Source organism: Klebsiella sp. C283 (genome assembly GCF_048822555.1).
GTDB lineage: Bacteria > Pseudomonadota > Gammaproteobacteria > Enterobacterales > Enterobacteriaceae > Klebsiella > Klebsiella quasipneumoniae.
In genome coordinates this window covers 180,753-196,975 of record NZ_JBMEZS010000008.1, presented here as the reverse complement: position 1 = coordinate 196,975, position 16,223 = coordinate 180,753, and the positions used below count along the sequence as shown (strand labels likewise).

The 16,223-nt window shown below is 61.3% G+C and carries 14 protein-coding genes; 6 read left to right on the top strand and 8 right to left on the bottom strand.

Annotated features, from left to right (window positions below):
- Nucleotides 1-23: 23 nt before the first annotated feature.
- Complete coding sequence (locus ACOI7Z_RS17335) at nucleotides 24-578, top strand: YgjV family protein (RefSeq protein ID WP_087848562.1); 555 nt, start codon at nucleotides 24-26, stop codon at nucleotides 576-578.
- Nucleotides 579-593: 15 nt separating this feature from the next.
- Here ACOI7Z_RS17335 and sstT read toward each other — a convergent pair whose 3' ends face one another.
- The 5 genes from sstT to ACOI7Z_RS17310 all read right to left on the bottom strand — a co-directional run bounded on the left by sstT (nucleotide 594) and on the right by ACOI7Z_RS17310 (nucleotide 5,538).
- Nucleotides 594-1,841 carry a serine/threonine transporter SstT gene (gene sstT / locus ACOI7Z_RS17330; RefSeq protein ID WP_023291085.1) on the bottom strand — a complete coding sequence of 416 codons (1,248 nt, stop codon included), beginning with the start codon at nucleotides 1,839-1,841 and terminating at the stop codon, nucleotides 594-596.
- A 267-nt stretch (nucleotides 1,842-2,108) separates the two neighbouring features.
- Nucleotides 2,109-3,080 carry a TerC family protein gene (locus ACOI7Z_RS17325; RefSeq protein ID WP_004188496.1) on the bottom strand — a complete coding sequence of 324 codons (972 nt, stop codon included), beginning with the start codon at nucleotides 3,078-3,080 and terminating at the stop codon, nucleotides 2,109-2,111.
- A gap of 272 nt (nucleotides 3,081-3,352) precedes the next feature.
- Nucleotides 3,353-4,342: a Gfo/Idh/MocA family protein gene (locus tag ACOI7Z_RS17320; RefSeq protein WP_023291084.1), complete on the bottom strand. Its 990-nt coding sequence runs from the start codon at nucleotides 4,340-4,342 to the stop codon at nucleotides 3,353-3,355.
- A gap of 73 nt (nucleotides 4,343-4,415) precedes the next feature.
- On the bottom strand, nucleotides 4,416-4,916 hold the full coding sequence (locus ACOI7Z_RS17315) for a M48 family metallopeptidase (protein ID WP_023291083.1): 501 nt from the start codon (nucleotides 4,914-4,916) through the stop codon (nucleotides 4,416-4,418).
- Nucleotides 4,917-4,935: 19 nt separating this feature from the next.
- Nucleotides 4,936-5,538, bottom strand: coding sequence for a helix-turn-helix domain-containing protein (locus tag ACOI7Z_RS17310; RefSeq protein WP_065882621.1), 603 nt, complete (start codon nucleotides 5,536-5,538; stop codon nucleotides 4,936-4,938).
- 43 nt (nucleotides 5,539-5,581) lie between these two features.
- Between ACOI7Z_RS17310 and ACOI7Z_RS17305 the strand changes: the two genes are divergently transcribed.
- Nucleotides 5,582-6,289 carry a B3/4 domain-containing protein gene (locus tag ACOI7Z_RS17305; RefSeq protein ID WP_072420637.1) on the top strand — a complete coding sequence of 236 codons (708 nt, stop codon included), beginning with the start codon at nucleotides 5,582-5,584 and terminating at the stop codon, nucleotides 6,287-6,289.
- 85 nt (nucleotides 6,290-6,374) lie between these two features.
- Complete coding sequence (rlmG, locus tag ACOI7Z_RS17300; RefSeq protein WP_023291080.1) at nucleotides 6,375-7,505, top strand: 23S rRNA (guanine(1835)-N(2))-methyltransferase RlmG; 1,131 nt, start codon at nucleotides 6,375-6,377, stop codon at nucleotides 7,503-7,505.
- Nucleotides 7,506-7,636: 131 nt separating this feature from the next.
- Here the strand turns inward: rlmG and ACOI7Z_RS17295 are convergent, their stop codons facing one another.
- From ACOI7Z_RS17295 to lsrR, 3 genes are all read right to left on the bottom strand, one after another.
- Nucleotides 7,637-9,658: an NADPH-dependent 2,4-dienoyl-CoA reductase gene (locus ACOI7Z_RS17295; protein WP_087848563.1), complete on the bottom strand. Its 2,022-nt coding sequence runs from the start codon at nucleotides 9,656-9,658 to the stop codon at nucleotides 7,637-7,639.
- Between the two features lie 219 nt (nucleotides 9,659-9,877).
- Entirely contained in the window at nucleotides 9,878-11,476 is a 1,599-nt protein-coding gene (gene lsrK, locus ACOI7Z_RS17290; protein ID WP_023291078.1) for an autoinducer-2 kinase, read from the bottom strand.
- A 37-nt stretch (nucleotides 11,477-11,513) separates the two neighbouring features.
- Entirely contained in the window at nucleotides 11,514-12,485 is a 972-nt protein-coding gene (gene lsrR, locus ACOI7Z_RS17285; RefSeq protein ID WP_004206105.1) for a transcriptional regulator LsrR, read from the bottom strand.
- A 218-nt stretch (nucleotides 12,486-12,703) separates the two neighbouring features.
- Here lsrR and lsrA point away from each other — a divergent pair, with 218 nt between their 5' ends.
- From lsrA to lsrD, 3 genes are read left to right on the top strand one after another with little or no spacing between them, the layout of a single operon-like run.
- The gene (gene lsrA, locus ACOI7Z_RS17280) at nucleotides 12,704-14,191 is read left to right on the top strand and encodes an autoinducer 2 ABC transporter ATP-binding protein LsrA (protein WP_087848564.1); all 1,488 of its coding nucleotides are present in this window, start codon (nucleotides 12,704-12,706) and stop codon (nucleotides 14,189-14,191) included.
- Nucleotides 14,188-15,222: an autoinducer 2 ABC transporter permease LsrC gene (gene lsrC / locus ACOI7Z_RS17275; protein WP_087848565.1), complete on the top strand. Its 1,035-nt coding sequence runs from the start codon at nucleotides 14,188-14,190 to the stop codon at nucleotides 15,220-15,222. Before lsrA ends, lsrC begins: the two co-directional genes overlap by 4 nt.
- Nucleotides 15,223-16,221 carry an autoinducer 2 ABC transporter permease LsrD gene (lsrD, locus tag ACOI7Z_RS17270; RefSeq protein WP_087848566.1) on the top strand — a complete coding sequence of 333 codons (999 nt, stop codon included), beginning with the start codon at nucleotides 15,223-15,225 and terminating at the stop codon, nucleotides 16,219-16,221. It begins immediately after the preceding gene.
- Nucleotides 16,222-16,223: the final 2 nt, after the last annotated feature.

The following is a 16,223-nucleotide window of genomic DNA, read 5'->3' as shown; positions in this document are numbered from 1 at the left end:
TTTTTTTCTCTCAGGGAGCTTTCATGACCGCATATTGGCTGGCCCAGGGGGTCGGCGTCATCGCCTTTCTTATCGGCATTACCACCTTTATCAACCGCGACGAACGTCGCTTCAGGCTTCAGCTGGCGGTCTATAGCGGCGTTATCGGCGTCCATTTCTTCCTGATGGGCGCCGCGCCTGCCGGGATGAGCGCCGGGCTTAATGCGCTCCGCACGGTCATTTCCCTGCGCACCCGCAGCCTGTGGGTGATGACGATCTTTATCCTTCTGACGCTGATCCTCGGCCTTGGCAAGCTGCAGCATGCTATGGAGCTGCTGCCGATTATTGGCACTGTCGCCAGCACCTGGGCGCTGTTTCGCTGTAAAGGGCTGACCGTCCGCTGCGTGATGTGGTGCTCCACCGCCTGCTGGGTGACGCATAACCTGTGGCTGGGTTCCATCGGCGGGACGCTGATTGAAGGCAGCTTCCTGATCGTCAACGGCCTGAATATTATTCGCTTCCGCCGGATGCAAAAGCGGGTTATCGATCCGTTCAGGGTTGAAAACGCGGTGCAGGAAGAGAGCCCCTCCGCGCGGTAGCGGAGGGGAAAGGCATTAGCTACGCAGGGCGTTTTTCGCCAGCTGGTCGTCTTCCGCCATGCAGGCGGCGGCGGTAAACAGGGCGTCGGTTGAGGAGTTCAGCGCGGTTTCGCAAGAATCCTGCAGCACCCCGATAATAAAGCCGACGGCAACCACCTGCATCGCCACATCGTTCGGAATACCAAACATATTACAGGCCAGCGGGATCAGCAGCAGCGAACCGCCCGCCACGCCGGAGGCGCCGCAGGCGCACAGCGAAGCGACCACGCTCAGCAACAGCGCCGTAGGCAGATCCACCGGAATATTCAGCGTATGGACCGCCGCCAGCGTCAGCACGGTGATCGTGATTGCCGCGCCCGCCATATTGATGGTTGCCCCCAGCGGAATGGAGACCGAATAGGTATCGCGATCCAGGTTCAGTTTCTCACACAGCGCCATATTCACAGGAATATTAGCGGCGGAGCTGCGGGTGAAAAACGCGTAGACGCCGCTTTCGCGCAGGCAGGTCAGCACCAGCGGATAGGGGTTGCGGCGGAGCTTCCAGAACACCAGCAGCGGATTAATCACCAGCGCCACCAGCAGCATACAGCCCACCAGCACCAGCAGCAGCTGGGCGTAACCCCACAGGGTTTCAAAACCGGTGGTCGCCAGGGTGGAAGAGACCAGACCGAAGATCCCCAGCGGCGCAAAGCGGATCACCACTTTAACGATAAAGGTCACCGCGTGGGAGACATCGTTGATCAGGTTTTTAGTGGTGTCGTTACCGTGACGCAGGGCGAAGCCAAGGCCCACCGCCCACACCAGAATACCGATATAGTTGGCGTTCAGCAGGGCGTCGATCGGGTTGGACACCATGCTCATTAGCAGGCCGCGCAGCACCTCAACAATCCCCGACGGCGGCGTGATGCTGTCGGCGGCGGTGGTTAAGTGCAGGGTCGAGGGAAAGACAAAACTGAACAACACCGCGGTCAGCGCCGCGCTGAAGGTGCCCAGCAGATAGAGAAACAGAATGGGGCGGATACTGGTTTTTTGTCCGTGCTGATGGTTGGCGATCGAGGCCATGACGAGCATCAATACCAGCACCGGCGCTACCGCCTTTAACGCGCCGACGAACAGGGTCCCCAGCAGGCCGACGGCGATAGCCGCAGGCTTAGAGACCAGCGCCAGCAGCACGCCAAGTACCAGGCCGACTAAAATTTGTTTCACCAGGCTGCCTTGTGCCAGGCGGGAAAGCCACCCTGATGAGGGAGTGCGTGTGGTCATAATTCATTCCTTCCAGTGATGTAGCAAGCCATCCCAGCCACGTATTATTTGTTACGTTTATGTCAGGATGTAAGTATATGTTTGCATAGTCGAGTATACGGAAAGAATGACGGGCGGGAAGCGCAAAATACTGTGATTTTAATCTGGATCTTATTTTTTAACTATGTAGCAACATAATTGTGACATGAGCAGGCATTATCGTTACGAGAAGATCTGCTATAGCCGATTACCGCGCCGCCAGCGGGGGCCGACGGCGCGCCAGGCAGGTTACTCAGGCAGTTTGCGCTGCTTGTCGTGCTGCTTGTTGACCCAGGCGTTAATCAACAGCGTGACGGTCAGGATACCACCCACGACCCCCAGCGAGATGGCGACCGGGATATGGTAGAAATCGACAATCAGCATCTTCACGCCAATAAACACTAGGATCACCGACAGGCCATATTTGAGCATCGAGAAGCGCTCAGCGACCCCCGCCAGCAGGAAGTACATGGCGCGCAGGCCGAGAATGGCAAACAGGTTCGAGGTCAGCACGATAAACGGGTCGGTGGTGACCGCGAAGATCGCCGGGATACTGTCGACGGCGAATATCACATCGCTCAGCTCGACCAGAATCAACACCAGCAGCAGCGGCGTGGCGAACAGCACCCCGTTTTTACGGGTGAAGAAGCGCTCGCTCTCGATTTTATCGGTCATTCGCAGATGGCTGCGGATCCAGCGCACCAGCGGTTTGTCGCCGATGCCGGAATCGTCCTCTTTCGCGAGCGCCATCTTCACGCCGGTAAACAGCAGGAAGGCGCCGAAGACGTACAGCAGCCAGTCGAACTGGGAGATAAGCCAGCTGCCGGCGAAGATCATAATGGTGCGCAGAACAATCGCCCCGAGGACGCCATACACCAGCACCCGGCGCTGCAGAGCAGGCGGCACGGCGAAGTAGCTGAACAGCATCAGCCAGACGAAGACGTTATCGACCGCCAGCGCTTTTTCAATCAGATAGCCGGTGAGGAAGGCCAGGGCCTGCGGATCGGCGACGGCGCGGCCCTGGGTTTGCACCAGATACCACCAGAACGCGGCGTTGAACAACAGAGAAAGTGTGACCCAGAGGATAGACCAGCCAGCGGCCTGCTTCATGGTCATGCTATGCGAACCGCGTCGTCCCTGAAGCAGCAGGTCGATCGCCAACATGATCGCGACGACGACAGCGAATCCACCCCATAGCAACGGCGTGCCGACAGTATTCATTTGATATTCCTTACATAAAAACAAAAACGGCTGACGTCGGAAGACGGCAGCCGCTGCGCTTTTATGCATAGACCTCGCCTTCCGGCAAGGTCTCACTTACAACAACCAAAGTTCATCGCGATGGGCTTTGGTAATTGCCCGGCGACCGGATGCGGTGTTACACGCATCGTAATGACGATCGGCCGGCAAGGAAGTTACTCCCCTTTGCTCGTAACAAAATATGTCACGGGGCGGTTTTCGTCAATGGCGGCCAGACGGGCCTTTACACTCTTTTACGCCAGCGGCTGCGTATCGGCCGGGAAGATCACCCCGGTCTGGCGACGAATTTCGCTCGACAGTTTCGCCGTGATACGGCTCACTGCCAGGCCCGGATGGTCGACATCCTCTGTTTCCACCAGCCGCGCGAAGGTCTCCGCCTCGTACAGCATAGTATTGATATGCTGCGGCTGCGTCAGGTCCTGGGCTTTGCCGCCGCGCGGCACAAACGCCAGCTTCTGGCACTCGGAGATTTTTTCGATCACTAACACCCCGTCTTCGCCCTGAATTTCACTGGGGATCGCCGAGTCGCTCACCTTGGAATGATGCAGCGTCACGTCGAAGTCGCCGTAGCTCAGTACCACGGTGCCTTGGGCGTCCACGCCGCTGTCCAGCAGGCTGGCGGTGGCATGAACGGCCCGCGGTTCGCCCCACAGCGCCACAGCGGACGCCAGGCAATAGAAGCCGATATCCATAATCGAACCGTTGGAGAACGCCGGATTAAAGGTGTTGGGGTTTTCGCCGTCGAGGTAGCGCTGGTAGCGCGAAGAGTACTGGCAGTAGTTAATGAAGGCTTTACGCAGTTTACCCACTTTGCCGAGGGTTTCCTTCAGCAGCAGAAAGTTGGGCAGGCTGGCGGTTTTGAAGGCTTCAAACAGCACCACGTTGTTGGCTTTCGCCACCGCGATGGCCGCCTCGACCTCCTGCAGATTCGACGCCAGCGGTTTTTCGCAAATGACGTGCTTTTTGTGGCTCAGGAACAGCCGCGTCTGCGGGAAGTGCAGGGAGTTCGGGCTGGCGATATATACCGCGTCAATGGCGTCGCTTTGCGCCAGCGACTCCAGCGAGGTAAACAGATGCTCGACCGGATAGTCATTGGCGAAGGCTTGCGCCTGTTCGAGGCTGCGGGAGTAGATGGCGGTAAGTTTATATTTGCCGGTTTCATGGGCGGCATCGACAAACTGCTTAGTGATCCAGTTTGTGCCAACAACTGCGAAACGTATCATAAACGGTGACGAACTCCATTAAAGGGAACCTGTCGTCACTCTATCATGCCCCCATGACAAAACCAGTGCGTGACTACGCAGAACGATTTAACGAAAGGTGCGTCAGCCACAGGCGGGTGTCGAACTCCAGCTGATGGTACTGCGGCTCCATATGGCAGCACAGCTGGTAGAAGGCTTTGTTGTGCTCCTTCTCTTTCAGATGCGCCAGTTCATGGACCACGATCATCCGCAAAAAGTCCTCCGGCGCGTCGCGAAATACCGTCGCCACGCGGATCTCCGCTTTGGCTTTCAGCTTGCCGCCCTGAACGCGGGAAATGGCGGTATGCAGGCCGAGCGCATTGTTCAGCACGTGGATCTTACTGTCATACATCACTTTGTTGATCGGCGCCGCGCCGCGCAGAAAGCGGTTTTTCAAATCCTGGGTGTACTGATATAGCGCTTTATCGCTGTTAACGTCGTGCCCTTGCGGATAGCGCTTTTGCAGCACCTCTCCAAGGCGGTTTTGCTCGATTAACGTGGTCACCTGCGCCAGCAGCGATTCAGGATAGCCCTGTAAATAAATGAGTTTTGTCATCGTCTTATCATTATGTCTGTCAGGAGGGCAGTTCAGCCACGGTCATGGTAAAGACCAGCGGCGCGGGCCCCGCATTCCGGTACCCATGCTCTGTTTCGGTACGGGCCACCGCGGATTCCCCGGCCGCCACCGTGCGGCAGGTCTCGCCAAGCGTCAGCGTCAGCGCGCCGGCTTCCACGTGCAGCAGCTCGAAGGTCGTCGCCGGATGGCCGGGCGAGGTAAAGGCTTCGCCGGGCTGCATCTCCCAGCGCCACAGCTCTATCATATTCGGCCCGGCGGTACCGGCGAGGAGCCTGGCGCTGCCCCCCAGCGGGCCTTGCCAGAGGGTGGGGATCTGCTCGGCGGGAATAATATGCAACGCGGGTTCGCTAGCCACATTGACAATATCCGCCACCGAGACGCCCAGCGCGGCGGCGAGTTTGCAGAGGATCGCAATGCTGGGGTTGGCGGCCTCTTTTTCCATCTCGACCAGCATGCCTTTGCTGATGCTGGCCCGGCGCGACAGCTCGTCCAGCGACATTTTTTTCGCTTTACGGTAGGCCTTCAGCCGCGTGGCGAGGGCGCGACTTACCTGGTCGACATCAGATCCTGAATCGGTCGTTATATTGACTTTTACGTTCATTGGTCACTATGATGAAACAAATTGGTCATTACAGGATTATCGAATGCGTAGCGTAACGCCGTCAATCGAATCTGCGGTCAGCCGCCTGGCGCCGGGCTTTCGGGCATTAAGTATTGTGGTGGAGAGCGCGCCGGTGGCCAATCCCGCCGTCGCGGAACAGGCGCTGGCCGAGGCCTGCCTGGCGGTGCAGCAGGATGATGTGCCCTGGGCGCAAGCGCACCTGGCGGCATGGGATGAAGCGTTCAGCGCCTTCGGCGCGAAGGCGAAACGTACCCCCTGTTCGGCGCAGGCGCTGCGCAAGCGGGTGCTGAAAGAGGGGAGCCTGCCGGCCATCGATCCGGTGGTGGATATCTACAACGCGATCAGCATTCGCTATGCCATCCCGGTCGGTGGGGAAAATCTGGCCGCCTACCGTGGCGAACCGCGGCTGGCCATTGCCCGCGGCGATGAGCCATTCGATACGCTAAAATCGGCAGAGCCGGTGGTGGAATATCCGGAGCCGGGCGAAGTCATCTGGCGGGATGATATAGGCGTAACCTGCCGACGCTGGAACTGGCGGCAGGGCGTACGCACCCGGCTGGACAGCGGCGCGCAGACGATGTGGTTTATTCTCGAAAGCCTGCCGGCGATGCCGTTGTCGGCCCTGCATGAGGCGGGAGAGCGGCTGGTAGGCTATCTGCAGCAGCTGATGCCCGGCGCCCGCGCCTCGATAACGCTGCTGCGAGCCGATGACGAGAGCGATCTACGCTGAGCGGCGATGATCAGCGATCTCTCTTCAACTGGACAGGATTTGCGTATAAACTCGCGGGTTTTACTATTCCGGAGGCGGAGAGGCGATGAGCCAGGCAGAGTTAAACGGTGAGTTATTCACATTAGAGCGGTTCCCACCTAACGCTGAAGAAGAAGCGCTTCAGGCGTGGGAAGCGGCGGATGAATATCTGCTGCAACAGGTGAATGACGTCGACGGCCTGACGCTCATCTTCAACGACGGCTTCGGCGCGCTCGCCTGCGCGCTGGCGGAACGCAACCCGGTGAGCATCAACGACTCCTTTATCTCCGAGCTGGCGACCCGCCACAACCTGCGGATGAACGGCATTGATGAAGAGAGTGTGCGTTTTCAGGATAGCCTGAGCCCGCTGCCGGCCGCGCCGGCGCTGGTGCTGATTAAGGTGCCAAAGCAGCTGGCGCTGCTGGAACAGCAGCTGCGCGCCCTGCGCGCAGTGGTGACGCCGGAAACCCGCATTATCGCCGCGGCGAAAGCGCGCGATGTGCATAACTCGACGCTGGCGCTGTTTGAAAAGATCCTCGGCACCACCACCACCTCGCTGGCGTGGAAAAAAGCGCGTCTGATCCACTGCGTTTTCACCGCCCCTGAGCTTGCCGACGCGCCGCAAACCTACAGCTGGAAGCTGGACGGCACGCCGTGGACCATCCACAACCATGCCAACGTCTTTGCCCGCAGCGGTCTGGATATCGGCGCGCGCTTCTTCCTGCAGCATTTACCGTCTGATTTAGAAGGCGAGATCGCCGATCTCGGCTGCGGCAACGGAGTGATAGGCCTGCAGGCGCTGGCGCAGAACCCCCATGCCCGCGTGATGTTCACCGATGAGTCGCACATGGCGGTGGCTTCCAGCCGGTTGAACGTTGAGCACAACCTGCCGGACGATATTGACCGTTGTGAATTTATGGTCAACAACTCGCTCTCCGGCATTGAGCCGGACCGCTTTACGGCGATCCTGTGCAATCCGCCGTTCCACCAGCAGCACGCCATTACCGACCATATCGCCTGGCAGATGTTTAACGACGCCCGCCGCAGCCTGAAATACGGCGGCGAGCTGTACGTCGTCGGCAACCGTCATCTCGACTACTTCCGTAAGCTGAAGCGCGCTTTCGGTAATTGCACGACGATTGCGACGAACAATAAGTTTGTCATTTTGAAAGCAACGAAGGTGCGTAAGCAGCGCTGATCCGTGTGGCTATTTCCCCGGCTTGCGGCTGTCGCCTTAGCCGGGCTACCGACTGTCGCTTTAGCCGGGCTACCGTTCGGGATTATCGTGGTAGCCCGGGGAAGGCGCATCGCGCCGCCCCCGGGACACGGCTAAATCGCCAGGGCCAGCTTCGTGCCCTGGGCAATCGCCCGGCGCGCATCCAGCTCCGCCGCCACGTCGCAGCCGCCGATCAAATGCACCGTTTTTCCCGCCGCGCGCAGCGGATCCGCCAGTTCACGGCGCGGCTCCTGACCGGCGCAGATCACGACATGATCCACCGCCAGCAGCTGGCGCTCGCCGCCGATCGTCACGTGTAATCCCTCATTATCGATCTTCTCATAGCTGACCGCCGGGATCATTTTCACGCCGCGCGCCAGCAGAGTGGCGCGGTGGATCCAGCCGGTGGTTTTGCCGAGCCCGTCGCCCGGTTTGCTCGCCTTGCGCTGCAGCATCACAATCTGTCGCGGGCTTTGACTCAGCTGCGGGCCTTCAGGACGCAGTCCGCCCGCCGTCCGCAGGCTGGTATCGATACCCCATTCGCGACAGAACTCGCCGATATCCTGGCTGGTGGCCACCCCCGACTGGCTTAAATACATCGCGGTGTCGAAGCCGATGCCGCCGCAGCCGATAATCGCCACCTTCGCGCCAACCGACGCTTTATCGCGTAAGACATCCAGGTAGCTGAGCACCTTGGGATGATCGATCCCTATGATCGCCGGCAGGCGCGGGGCGATGCCGGTGGCGAGGATCGTCTCATCGAACGCCAGCAGATCGTCTGCCGTGACGCGGGTGTTCAGACGTAGATCGACGCCGTTAAGATCGAGCATTCTACGGTAGTAGCGCAGGGTTTCATGAAACTCCTCTTTGCCGGGGATCTGTTTGGCGATATTAAACTGGCCGCCGATCTCCGGGAGGGCATCGAACAACGTGACGTGATGACCGCGGGCGGCGGCGTTAACCGCGAAGGCCAGACCGGCAGGCCCGGCGCCGACCACCGCCAGCCGCTTAGGGGCGTTGGCAGGCAGGACCGGCATCAGGGTTTCATGGCAGGCGCGCGGGTTGACCAGACAGGAGGTGACTTTGCCGACGAAGATCCGATCGAGACACGCCTGGTTGCAGCCGATGCAGGTGTTGATCTCATCGGCGCGATCGCTCTGCGCTTTCGACATAAATTCGGCATCGGCAAGGAACGGGCGGGCCATTGAGACCATGTCGGCATCGCCGCGGGCGAGGATCGCCTCCGCGACCTGCGGATCGTTGATGCGGTTGGTGGTGATCAGCGGGATCGACACCGCGCCCTTCAGTTTGCGGGTGACCCAGCTAAAGGCGCCGCGCGGTACCGGAGTGGCGATGGTCGGAATGCGCGCTTCGTGCCAGCCGATGCCGGTGTTGATGATCGTCGCCCCCGCCGCCTCGATGGCTTTGGCCAGCGCGGTGACTTCCGCCAGCGTGCTGCCGTCGTTAACCAGATCGAGCATCGACAGACGGTAGATGATAATGAAATCGTGACCGGCGCGCTGGCGCACGGCCTTGACTACTTCAACGGCGAAACGCATCCGGCGCGCGTAATCGCCGCCCCATTGATCGTTGCGCTGGTTAGTGCGCGCGGCGAGGAATTCGTTAATCAGATAGCCCTCAGAGCCCATCACCTCCACGCCGTCATAGCCTGCTTCCCGCGCCAGCTGGGCGCAGTGGGCAAAATCATCGATCAGCGTGAGGATCTCGTCGTGGCTCAGCTCATGAGGGGTGAACCGGTTAATCGGCGCCTGCAGAGGAGAGGGGGCGACCAGCGCGGGCTGGTAGCTGTAGCGCCCGGTGTGCAGGATCTGCAGGGCGATTTTACCGCCTTCCTGATGTACCGCGTCGGTGATCTGACGATGATGCGCCAGATGGCTGACATCGTTGAGTACCGCGCCGCCGGCCATGGTCACCCCGGACGGGGCGGGCGCGATGCCGCCGGTGACGATCAGCGCCACGCCGTGTCGCGCGCGCTCGGCGTAAAAGGCCGCTAACCGTTGCGCGCCGTCGGGCAGTTCTTCCAGACCGGTATGCATGGAGCCCATCAACACGCGGTTTTTGAGGGTGGTGAAGCCCAGCTCAAGCGGGGCGAAAAGCGACGGATAGCGGCTCATAATGGCTTCCAATGTAAAATTATTGTTATGTGGTCGGATGAGTTACTAATTTAGCCGTCGTGGAGAAAAAGGGAAAAGGGGAGTGCGGTGATTGTGATGGGATTCAAAGAACGGCGAAGCGTTGCCCCTCACCCCGGTCCTCTCCCAAAGGGAGAGGGGCGAGCGGGCACTGAAAATCAGGCTTCGCGCCGAACGGTTCCCTCTCCCGCCGGGAGAGGATTAGGGTGAGGGGGAAGACACAGCGCGCTGGCGGCGTTCGAGGCCCGGCGCCTGCCACATCGACGTTGTCAGCCCGCTATCGACAAGACCAAGCTGATCGGCATATACCGACTGCCATTTACTCATCATCTCCTGATACAGCTCGCGATGCTGCGGATTAGGGGTGAACTCGCGGTGCCAGCTCACTAACTTTTCTCCGGCGCTGGCCATGTCGCCGTACAGCCCGGCGCCAGCGCCGGCGGCGATGGCGCAGCCGAGGGCGGTGGCTTCGCGGACCACCGGCACCCGCACCGGCAGGCCGGTGACGTCGCTGAGGATCTGGCTCCACAGCGCTCCCTTCGAGCCGCCGCCGGCAAACACCAGGCTATCGAAAGTCACCCCGGAAAACTGCGATATCTGCGCCAGGTTGCAGGCGGAGACAATCGCCGCGTTCTCCTCCAGGGCGCGGAACAGAGTGGCTTTATTGCACTTCTCCGGATCGATGGAGAGGTTAATAAACGACGGCGCGGCGTGGTACCACTGCTTAAAGTGCATGGCGTCGGAAAAAATAGGCATCACGCCGTGGGAACCGGCGGGTACGCGGCTGGCCATCTCCTCCAGCAGCGAATAGGCATCGACGCCGAGGCGCTCGGCAATCAGCTTTTCTTCAGCGCAGAAGGCGTCGCGGAACCAGCGCATGGTCAGGCCGGTAAAAAAGCTGATGGACTCCGCCTGCGCCATGCCGGGAATGACGTGAGGGTTAACGCGAATATTCATCTGCGGGTCGGTGCGCACCTGCGGTAGATTCACCACCTGCTGCCAGAAGGTGCCGCCGAGCACTGCGCTTTGTCCGGCGCGCACCACCCCGAGCCCCAGGCAGCCGAGCTGCACGTCGCCGCCGCCCATCACCACCGGCGTCCCGGCGCGCAGGCCGCTCTGCTGGGCCGCCGCTTCGGTGACGGCGCCCAGCAGCGTGCCGGTCTCTTTCACCGGCGACAGCATATCGGCGCGCAGCCCGGCCATATCCAGCAGCGCCGGACGCCAGTCGCGGCTGAACAGATCGAGCATGCCGGTGGTGCCCGCGTTTGACGGGTCGACCGCCAGCTCGCCGGAAAGCTTCGCCGCCAGCCAGTCGCTGATCATGGTGATGGTCGCCGCCTTGCGGTAGATATCGGGCCGATGGTGCGCCAGCCACAGCAGGCGCGGCATCGCGCTGAGCGCCAGCGTTTGCCCGGAGACCTCGTACACCTCGGATTCAAAACGATAGTCGTGGATCTCTTTAAGCTCCGCGACTTCGCGGCTGGCGCGGGCATCAACGTTGGCGCAGGCCCAGATGGCCTCGCCGTTGCGGTCATAGAGGACGATCCCTTCGCGCATCGAACAGCAGGCGACGGACTGAATATCGGCGGGAGAGAGCCGGGCGGCGTCGAGCGCCTGGCGAATGCACTGGCAGGCCAGCTGCCAGTTGGTGGTAAGGTCGAACTCCATCGAGCCGGGGACGTTATCGACGCTCAGGTGTTTCCATTCGGCCTGGCCCACCGCCAGCTGGCGGCCATTGAGATCGAAAATGACCGCCCGAATGCTGCCGGTCCCGGCATCTAACGCTAACAGGTAACTCATGACATGCGCCTCGCTGTTGTCGCGCGGCGCCGGGCCTTCAGGAGGCCAGCGCGAGCACCGCGCGTGCTGTTGTCTCTTCCGTTACCAGGCCATTAATCCGCTTGCCAATCAGAGCGGCATGAATCGCCTGCGCTTTTTGTTCTCCCCCGGCGACGCCGACGATGGTCGGCAGCTGCGCCAGCTCATCCAGGGTCACGCCGAGCAGTTCCCGATGGATCTCCAGCCCCTCTACCGGCCGGCCGTCGGCCTGCAGGAAATAACCTAAAATGTCGCCGACCGCCCCTTTGCGGGCGTACATCAGCTGTTCGCCCTCGCTGATATAGCCGGAGCGCAGAATGGTCGCGTCGCGCCGCTGATCGATAGCGCCAATGCCAACCACCGCCGCGTCCGCCGCCGTCGCCGCCAGCATCACATCGCGCACGCTGGATTCGCGGCGCAGGATTTCGGCGACCTCCGCCGACGAGACCCGCAGCGGCGCCGGAATAATGCTCACGCTGCAGGCGGCATCCAGCTGACCGATGCCGGTCATATAGGGGCCGACGCCGCCGGAGAGGGTCACCAGCCGCACCTGCTGCGAGCCGATAAAGCCGCTGAGATGCTGCAGGCAGCTCATGGTGGCTTCGCCGAAGCCGACCGCCAGCAGCTGTCCCGGTTGCAGAATCCCCATCAGCGACTGCGCCGCGCCGATCCCCAGCCGGGTATTCATCGGCGGGGTGTTGAGCGCCGGCAGCACGCGAGCAATCTTGAGGCCAAAGCGCTGCTGGAGTTCGCTTTCCAGCGCCAGACAGCCTTCATAGCGCGAGTTGATCTGCACGCGGATCACCCCGGACTGGCGACCCTTCTCCAGCAGGCGGGAAATCTTCAGCCGCGGCAGCCCCAAACGCTCGCCGATGTCGTTTTGCGTCAGGCCGTCGTGGTAGTAACACCACGCCACCCGCGCCACCAGCTCTTCCTCGGCTAACGCCAGCCCGGCGTAGCGATGGTCTTCCGTAATGCGTTTTTCGCTCATAAATTGAACTCTTATAAAAATTTAGATCATATGTTCGCTATTGCGCGGCCGGAAAGTGTGAGCCGACTGGCAAAACGGATCTTTCCTCTCTGGCCCCTTTTTTCCGGACGATCTAAAGCGCCAAACTGTGATCTTCGCACGGTTGTAAATATAGTTCACCGTCTACGCTTTTGAACATTATTAAATTTAAAAATCATTTGTTCAAACGAGGCGCGACGATGAAGCCACTGCTTGAAGCTCGCCAGATCCGCAAACAGTTCTCCGGCGTTGCCGTGCTGAAGGGCATCGACTTTACGCTATGCGCGGGCCAGGTGCATGCGCTGATGGGGGGCAACGGCGCGGGTAAATCGACGCTGATGAAGATCATCGCCGGCGTCGAAACCCCGGATAGCGGTGAACTGACGATCGGCGAACGCGCGTTTGCGCGCCTTAACCCGGCGCTGGCCCACCAGCTGGGCATCTATCTGGTGCCGCAGGAGCCGATGCTGTTTCCCAACCTCAGCGTGCGCGAGAACATTCTCTTTCGTCTGCCGAAGCGGGCGGATACCGCCGCGCGGCTGCAGGAAAAACTGCAGCAGCTGAACTGCCAGATCAACCTGGACGCCAGCGCCAGCACGCTTGAGGTAGCCGATCAACAGATGGTCGAGATCCTGCGCGGCCTGATGCGCGAGGCGCGGATCCTGATCCTTGATGAACCCACCGCCTCTTTAACGCCGGGCGAAACGGAAAGGTTGTTTCAGCAGATCCGGGCATTGCAGGGGCTTGGCGTGGGGATCGTCTTTATCTCGCACAAACTGCCGGAAATCCGCCAGCTTGCCAGCCATGTGTCGGTGATGCGCGATGGGGCGGTAGTGCTCAGCGGCGAAACGGCGGGCTACGGCGACCAACAGCTTATCAGCGCCATGACGCCGGCCAGCCGCGACCATGCGCTGAGCGACACGCAAAAGCTGTGGCTGGCGCTGCCGGGCAACCGTCGCACCCAGGCGCAGGATTTTCCCGTTCTGCGGGTGGAGGATCTCACTGGCGAAGGTTTTATCGATCTCAGTCTGGAGATCCGCGCCAGGGAGATCGTCGGCCTCGCCGGGCTGGTGGGATCCGGGCGCACCGAATTTGCTGAAACCTTATACGGCCTGCGTCCGCCGCGCGCCGGGCGGATCTGGCTGGAGAACCGCGAGATTAGTCAGGAGAGCACCCGAGCCAGGCTGGGCAGCGGGCTGGTCTATCTGCCCGAAGACCGCCAGGTCTCCGGGCTGTTTCTCGATGCGCCGGTGCGCTGGAACACGGTGATGTTCAATCAGCCGTCGTGGTGGCAGCAGGGGAAACGGGAGGCGGCGGTGGTCGAACGCTATCACCGGGCGCTGGGGATCAAGCTGGCCGATGGCGATCAGCCGGTGCGTACCCTCTCCGGCGGCAACCAGCAGAAGGTGCTGCTGGCGCGCTGTCTGGAGGCTAACCCGCTGCTGTTGATTGTCGATGAACCGACGCGCGGCGTGGATGTCTCCGCCCGCGCCGATATCTATCAGTTGCTGAAAAGCGTTGCCGCGCAAAATGTGGCGGTGCTGATGATCTCCAGCGATCTGGATGAGTTCGTTGGCCTGGCCGACCGGGTGTTGGTGATGCATCAGGGCCGCTACAGCGGCGAGCTGGCGCGGCAGGCGGTGACCGTCGATCGCATGATGACCCTGGCCTTTGGAGGGCAGGCATGAAAACGTTACTCAAGAATCGCGAACTGAGCGCCTTCTTCGCCATCGTGGCGCTGTTTGCCGTGCTGGTGGCGCTCAATCCGGCCTATTTCAGCCTGCAGACGCTGGCGATGATTTTCGCCAGCTCGCAAATCCTGTGCCTGCTGGCGCTGGGGGCAACGCTGGTGATGCTGACCCGCAATATCGACGTGTCGGTGGGCTCCACCGTTGGCCTGAGCGCCATCGCCGTTGGGGTGGCGCTGAACAACGGCTACGGGCTGGCGACGGCGATCGCCTTCGCGCTGGCGATTGGCGCGCTGGCCGGGGCTTTTAACGGCCTGCTGGTGGTGGGGCTGCGCATTCCGGCGATCGTCGCCACCCTCGGCACGCTGGGGTTGTATCGCGGGGTGATGTTGCTGTGGACCGGCGGGAAATGGATCGAAGGCTTGCCCGATAGCCTGAAATCGCTCTCGGAGCCGCTGTTTATCGGCGTCTCGCCGCTGGGCTGGCTGGTGCTGGCGCTGCTGCTGGCGGGCGCATGGCTGCTGTCGCGCACCGCCTCCGGGCGTGATTTCTATGCCGTTGGCGATAACCTCGCCGCTGCCCGCCAGCTGGGCGTGGCGGTCAACCGCACGCGGATGCTGGCCTTTACCCTCAACGGTATGCTGGCGGCCTGCGCCGGGATCGTCTTCGCCGCGCAGATTGGCTTTGTGCCCAATCAGACCGGCAGCGGCCTGGAGATGAAAGCCATCGCCGCCTGCGTGCTGGGCGGGATTTCGCTGCTCGGCGGCACCGGCACCCTGCTCGGCGCGTTTTTCGGCGCCTTCTTCCTCACCCAAATCGACACCGTGCTGGTGCTGTTCCGCCTTCCCGCCTGGTGGAATGACTTTATCGCCGGCCTGGTCCTGCTCGGGGTGCTGGTCCTTGATGGCCGCCTGCGCCAGGCGCTGACCCGCCATCAGCGGGCGCTGAAGTACAGCCGTTTCCAGCCCGGCAACAAAGGGGGCAAACAGGTAGCCCGCTTTCCCGAACGCAAAAGCAAAGAGGTGGCGTAAATGAAGCTGAAGCTTAACTGGGAAAGCGCGCTGCTGGCGTTGTTAGTCGTGGAAATCCTGCTGTTCGGCGCGCTGAATCCGCGCATGCTGGATCTCAATATGCTGCTCTTTAGCACCAGCGACTTTATCTGCATCGGCATCGTCGCGCTGCCGCTGACGCTGGTGATCATCAGCGGCGGGATCGATATTTCGCTGGGCTCGACCATCGGCCTGTGCGCCATCGCCCTCGGGGTGATGACCCAGGCGGGCTGGCCGCTGTGGCTGGCGGTGTCGCTGACGTTGCTGCTGGGGCTGCTGTGCGGGTTAATCAACGCCACGCTGATCCACTACACCGGCATCAGCCCGCTGGTGATCACCCTCGGGACGCTGTATCTGTACGGCGGCGGCGCGCTGCTGCTTTCCGGCATGGCCGGCGCCACCGGCTATGAAGGGATCGGCGGCTTTCCCGACAGCTTCACCGCCTTCGCCAATTTAACCCTGGGCGGGCTGCCGCTGCCGCTGGTGCTGTTCGCGGTTATCACCTTTCTCTTCTGGCTGCTGGCCCATCGCGGGCGCTTTGGCCGCCATCTTTTTTTACTCGGGCAAAACCCGCGCGCCGCCCGCTATGCCGCGCTGTCGGTCAACGGCATCCCATATGTGCTGTATGGCCTGGTGGGCGTGGCGTCGGCAGTGGCGGCGCTGGTGATGGTCTCCTATTTTGGCTCGGCGCGTTCGGATTTAGGCCGTGATCTGCTGATGCCGGCGCTGACCGCGGCGGTGCTCGGCGGGGCCAATATTTACGGCGGCTCGGGATCGATACTGGGTACCGCGCTGGCGGCATTGCTGGTGGGGTATCTGCAACAGGGTTTACAGATGGTCGGCATCCCCAACCAGGTGTCGAGCGCGCTGTCAGGGGCGCTGTTGGTTGTGGTGGTGATGGGGCGTTCGCTGAGCCTGCACCGTGAATGGGTGCGCGCGACCTGGCGGCGTCTTTTCTCGCGTAAAACAATCGGAGCATAAAC

What these genes read in the sequence shown, in the direction of transcription:
- ACOI7Z_RS17335 (WP_087848562.1), top strand. Translation starts at nt 24, where the DNA reads ATGACCGCATATTGGCTGGCCCAGGGGGTCGGCGTCATCGCCTTTCTT.
- sstT (WP_023291085.1), bottom strand. Translation starts at nt 1,841, where the DNA reads ATGACCACACGCACTCCCTCATCAGGGTGGCTTTCCCGCCTGGCACAA.
- ACOI7Z_RS17325 (WP_004188496.1), bottom strand. Translation starts at nt 3,080, where the DNA reads ATGAATACTGTCGGCACGCCGTTGCTATGGGGTGGATTCGCTGTCGTC.
- ACOI7Z_RS17320 (WP_023291084.1), bottom strand. Translation starts at nt 4,342, where the DNA reads ATGATACGTTTCGCAGTTGTTGGCACAAACTGGATCACTAAGCAGTTT.
- ACOI7Z_RS17315 (WP_023291083.1), bottom strand. Translation starts at nt 4,916, where the DNA reads ATGACAAAACTCATTTATTTACAGGGCTATCCTGAATCGCTGCTGGCG.
- ACOI7Z_RS17310 (WP_065882621.1), bottom strand. Translation starts at nt 5,538, where the DNA reads ATGAACGTAAAAGTCAATATAACGACCGATTCAGGATCTGATGTCGAC.
- ACOI7Z_RS17305 (WP_072420637.1), top strand. Translation starts at nt 5,582, where the DNA reads ATGCGTAGCGTAACGCCGTCAATCGAATCTGCGGTCAGCCGCCTGGCG.
- rlmG (WP_023291080.1), top strand. Translation starts at nt 6,375, where the DNA reads ATGAGCCAGGCAGAGTTAAACGGTGAGTTATTCACATTAGAGCGGTTC.
- ACOI7Z_RS17295 (WP_087848563.1), bottom strand. Translation starts at nt 9,658, where the DNA reads ATGAGCCGCTATCCGTCGCTTTTCGCCCCGCTTGAGCTGGGCTTCACC.
- lsrK (WP_023291078.1), bottom strand. Translation starts at nt 11,476, where the DNA reads ATGAGTTACCTGTTAGCGTTAGATGCCGGGACCGGCAGCATTCGGGCG.
- lsrR (WP_004206105.1), bottom strand. Translation starts at nt 12,485, where the DNA reads ATGAGCGAAAAACGCATTACGGAAGACCATCGCTACGCCGGGCTGGCG.
- lsrA (WP_087848564.1), top strand. Translation starts at nt 12,704, where the DNA reads ATGAAGCCACTGCTTGAAGCTCGCCAGATCCGCAAACAGTTCTCCGGC.
- lsrC (WP_087848565.1), top strand. Translation starts at nt 14,188, where the DNA reads ATGAAAACGTTACTCAAGAATCGCGAACTGAGCGCCTTCTTCGCCATC.
- lsrD (WP_087848566.1), top strand. Translation starts at nt 15,223, where the DNA reads ATGAAGCTGAAGCTTAACTGGGAAAGCGCGCTGCTGGCGTTGTTAGTC.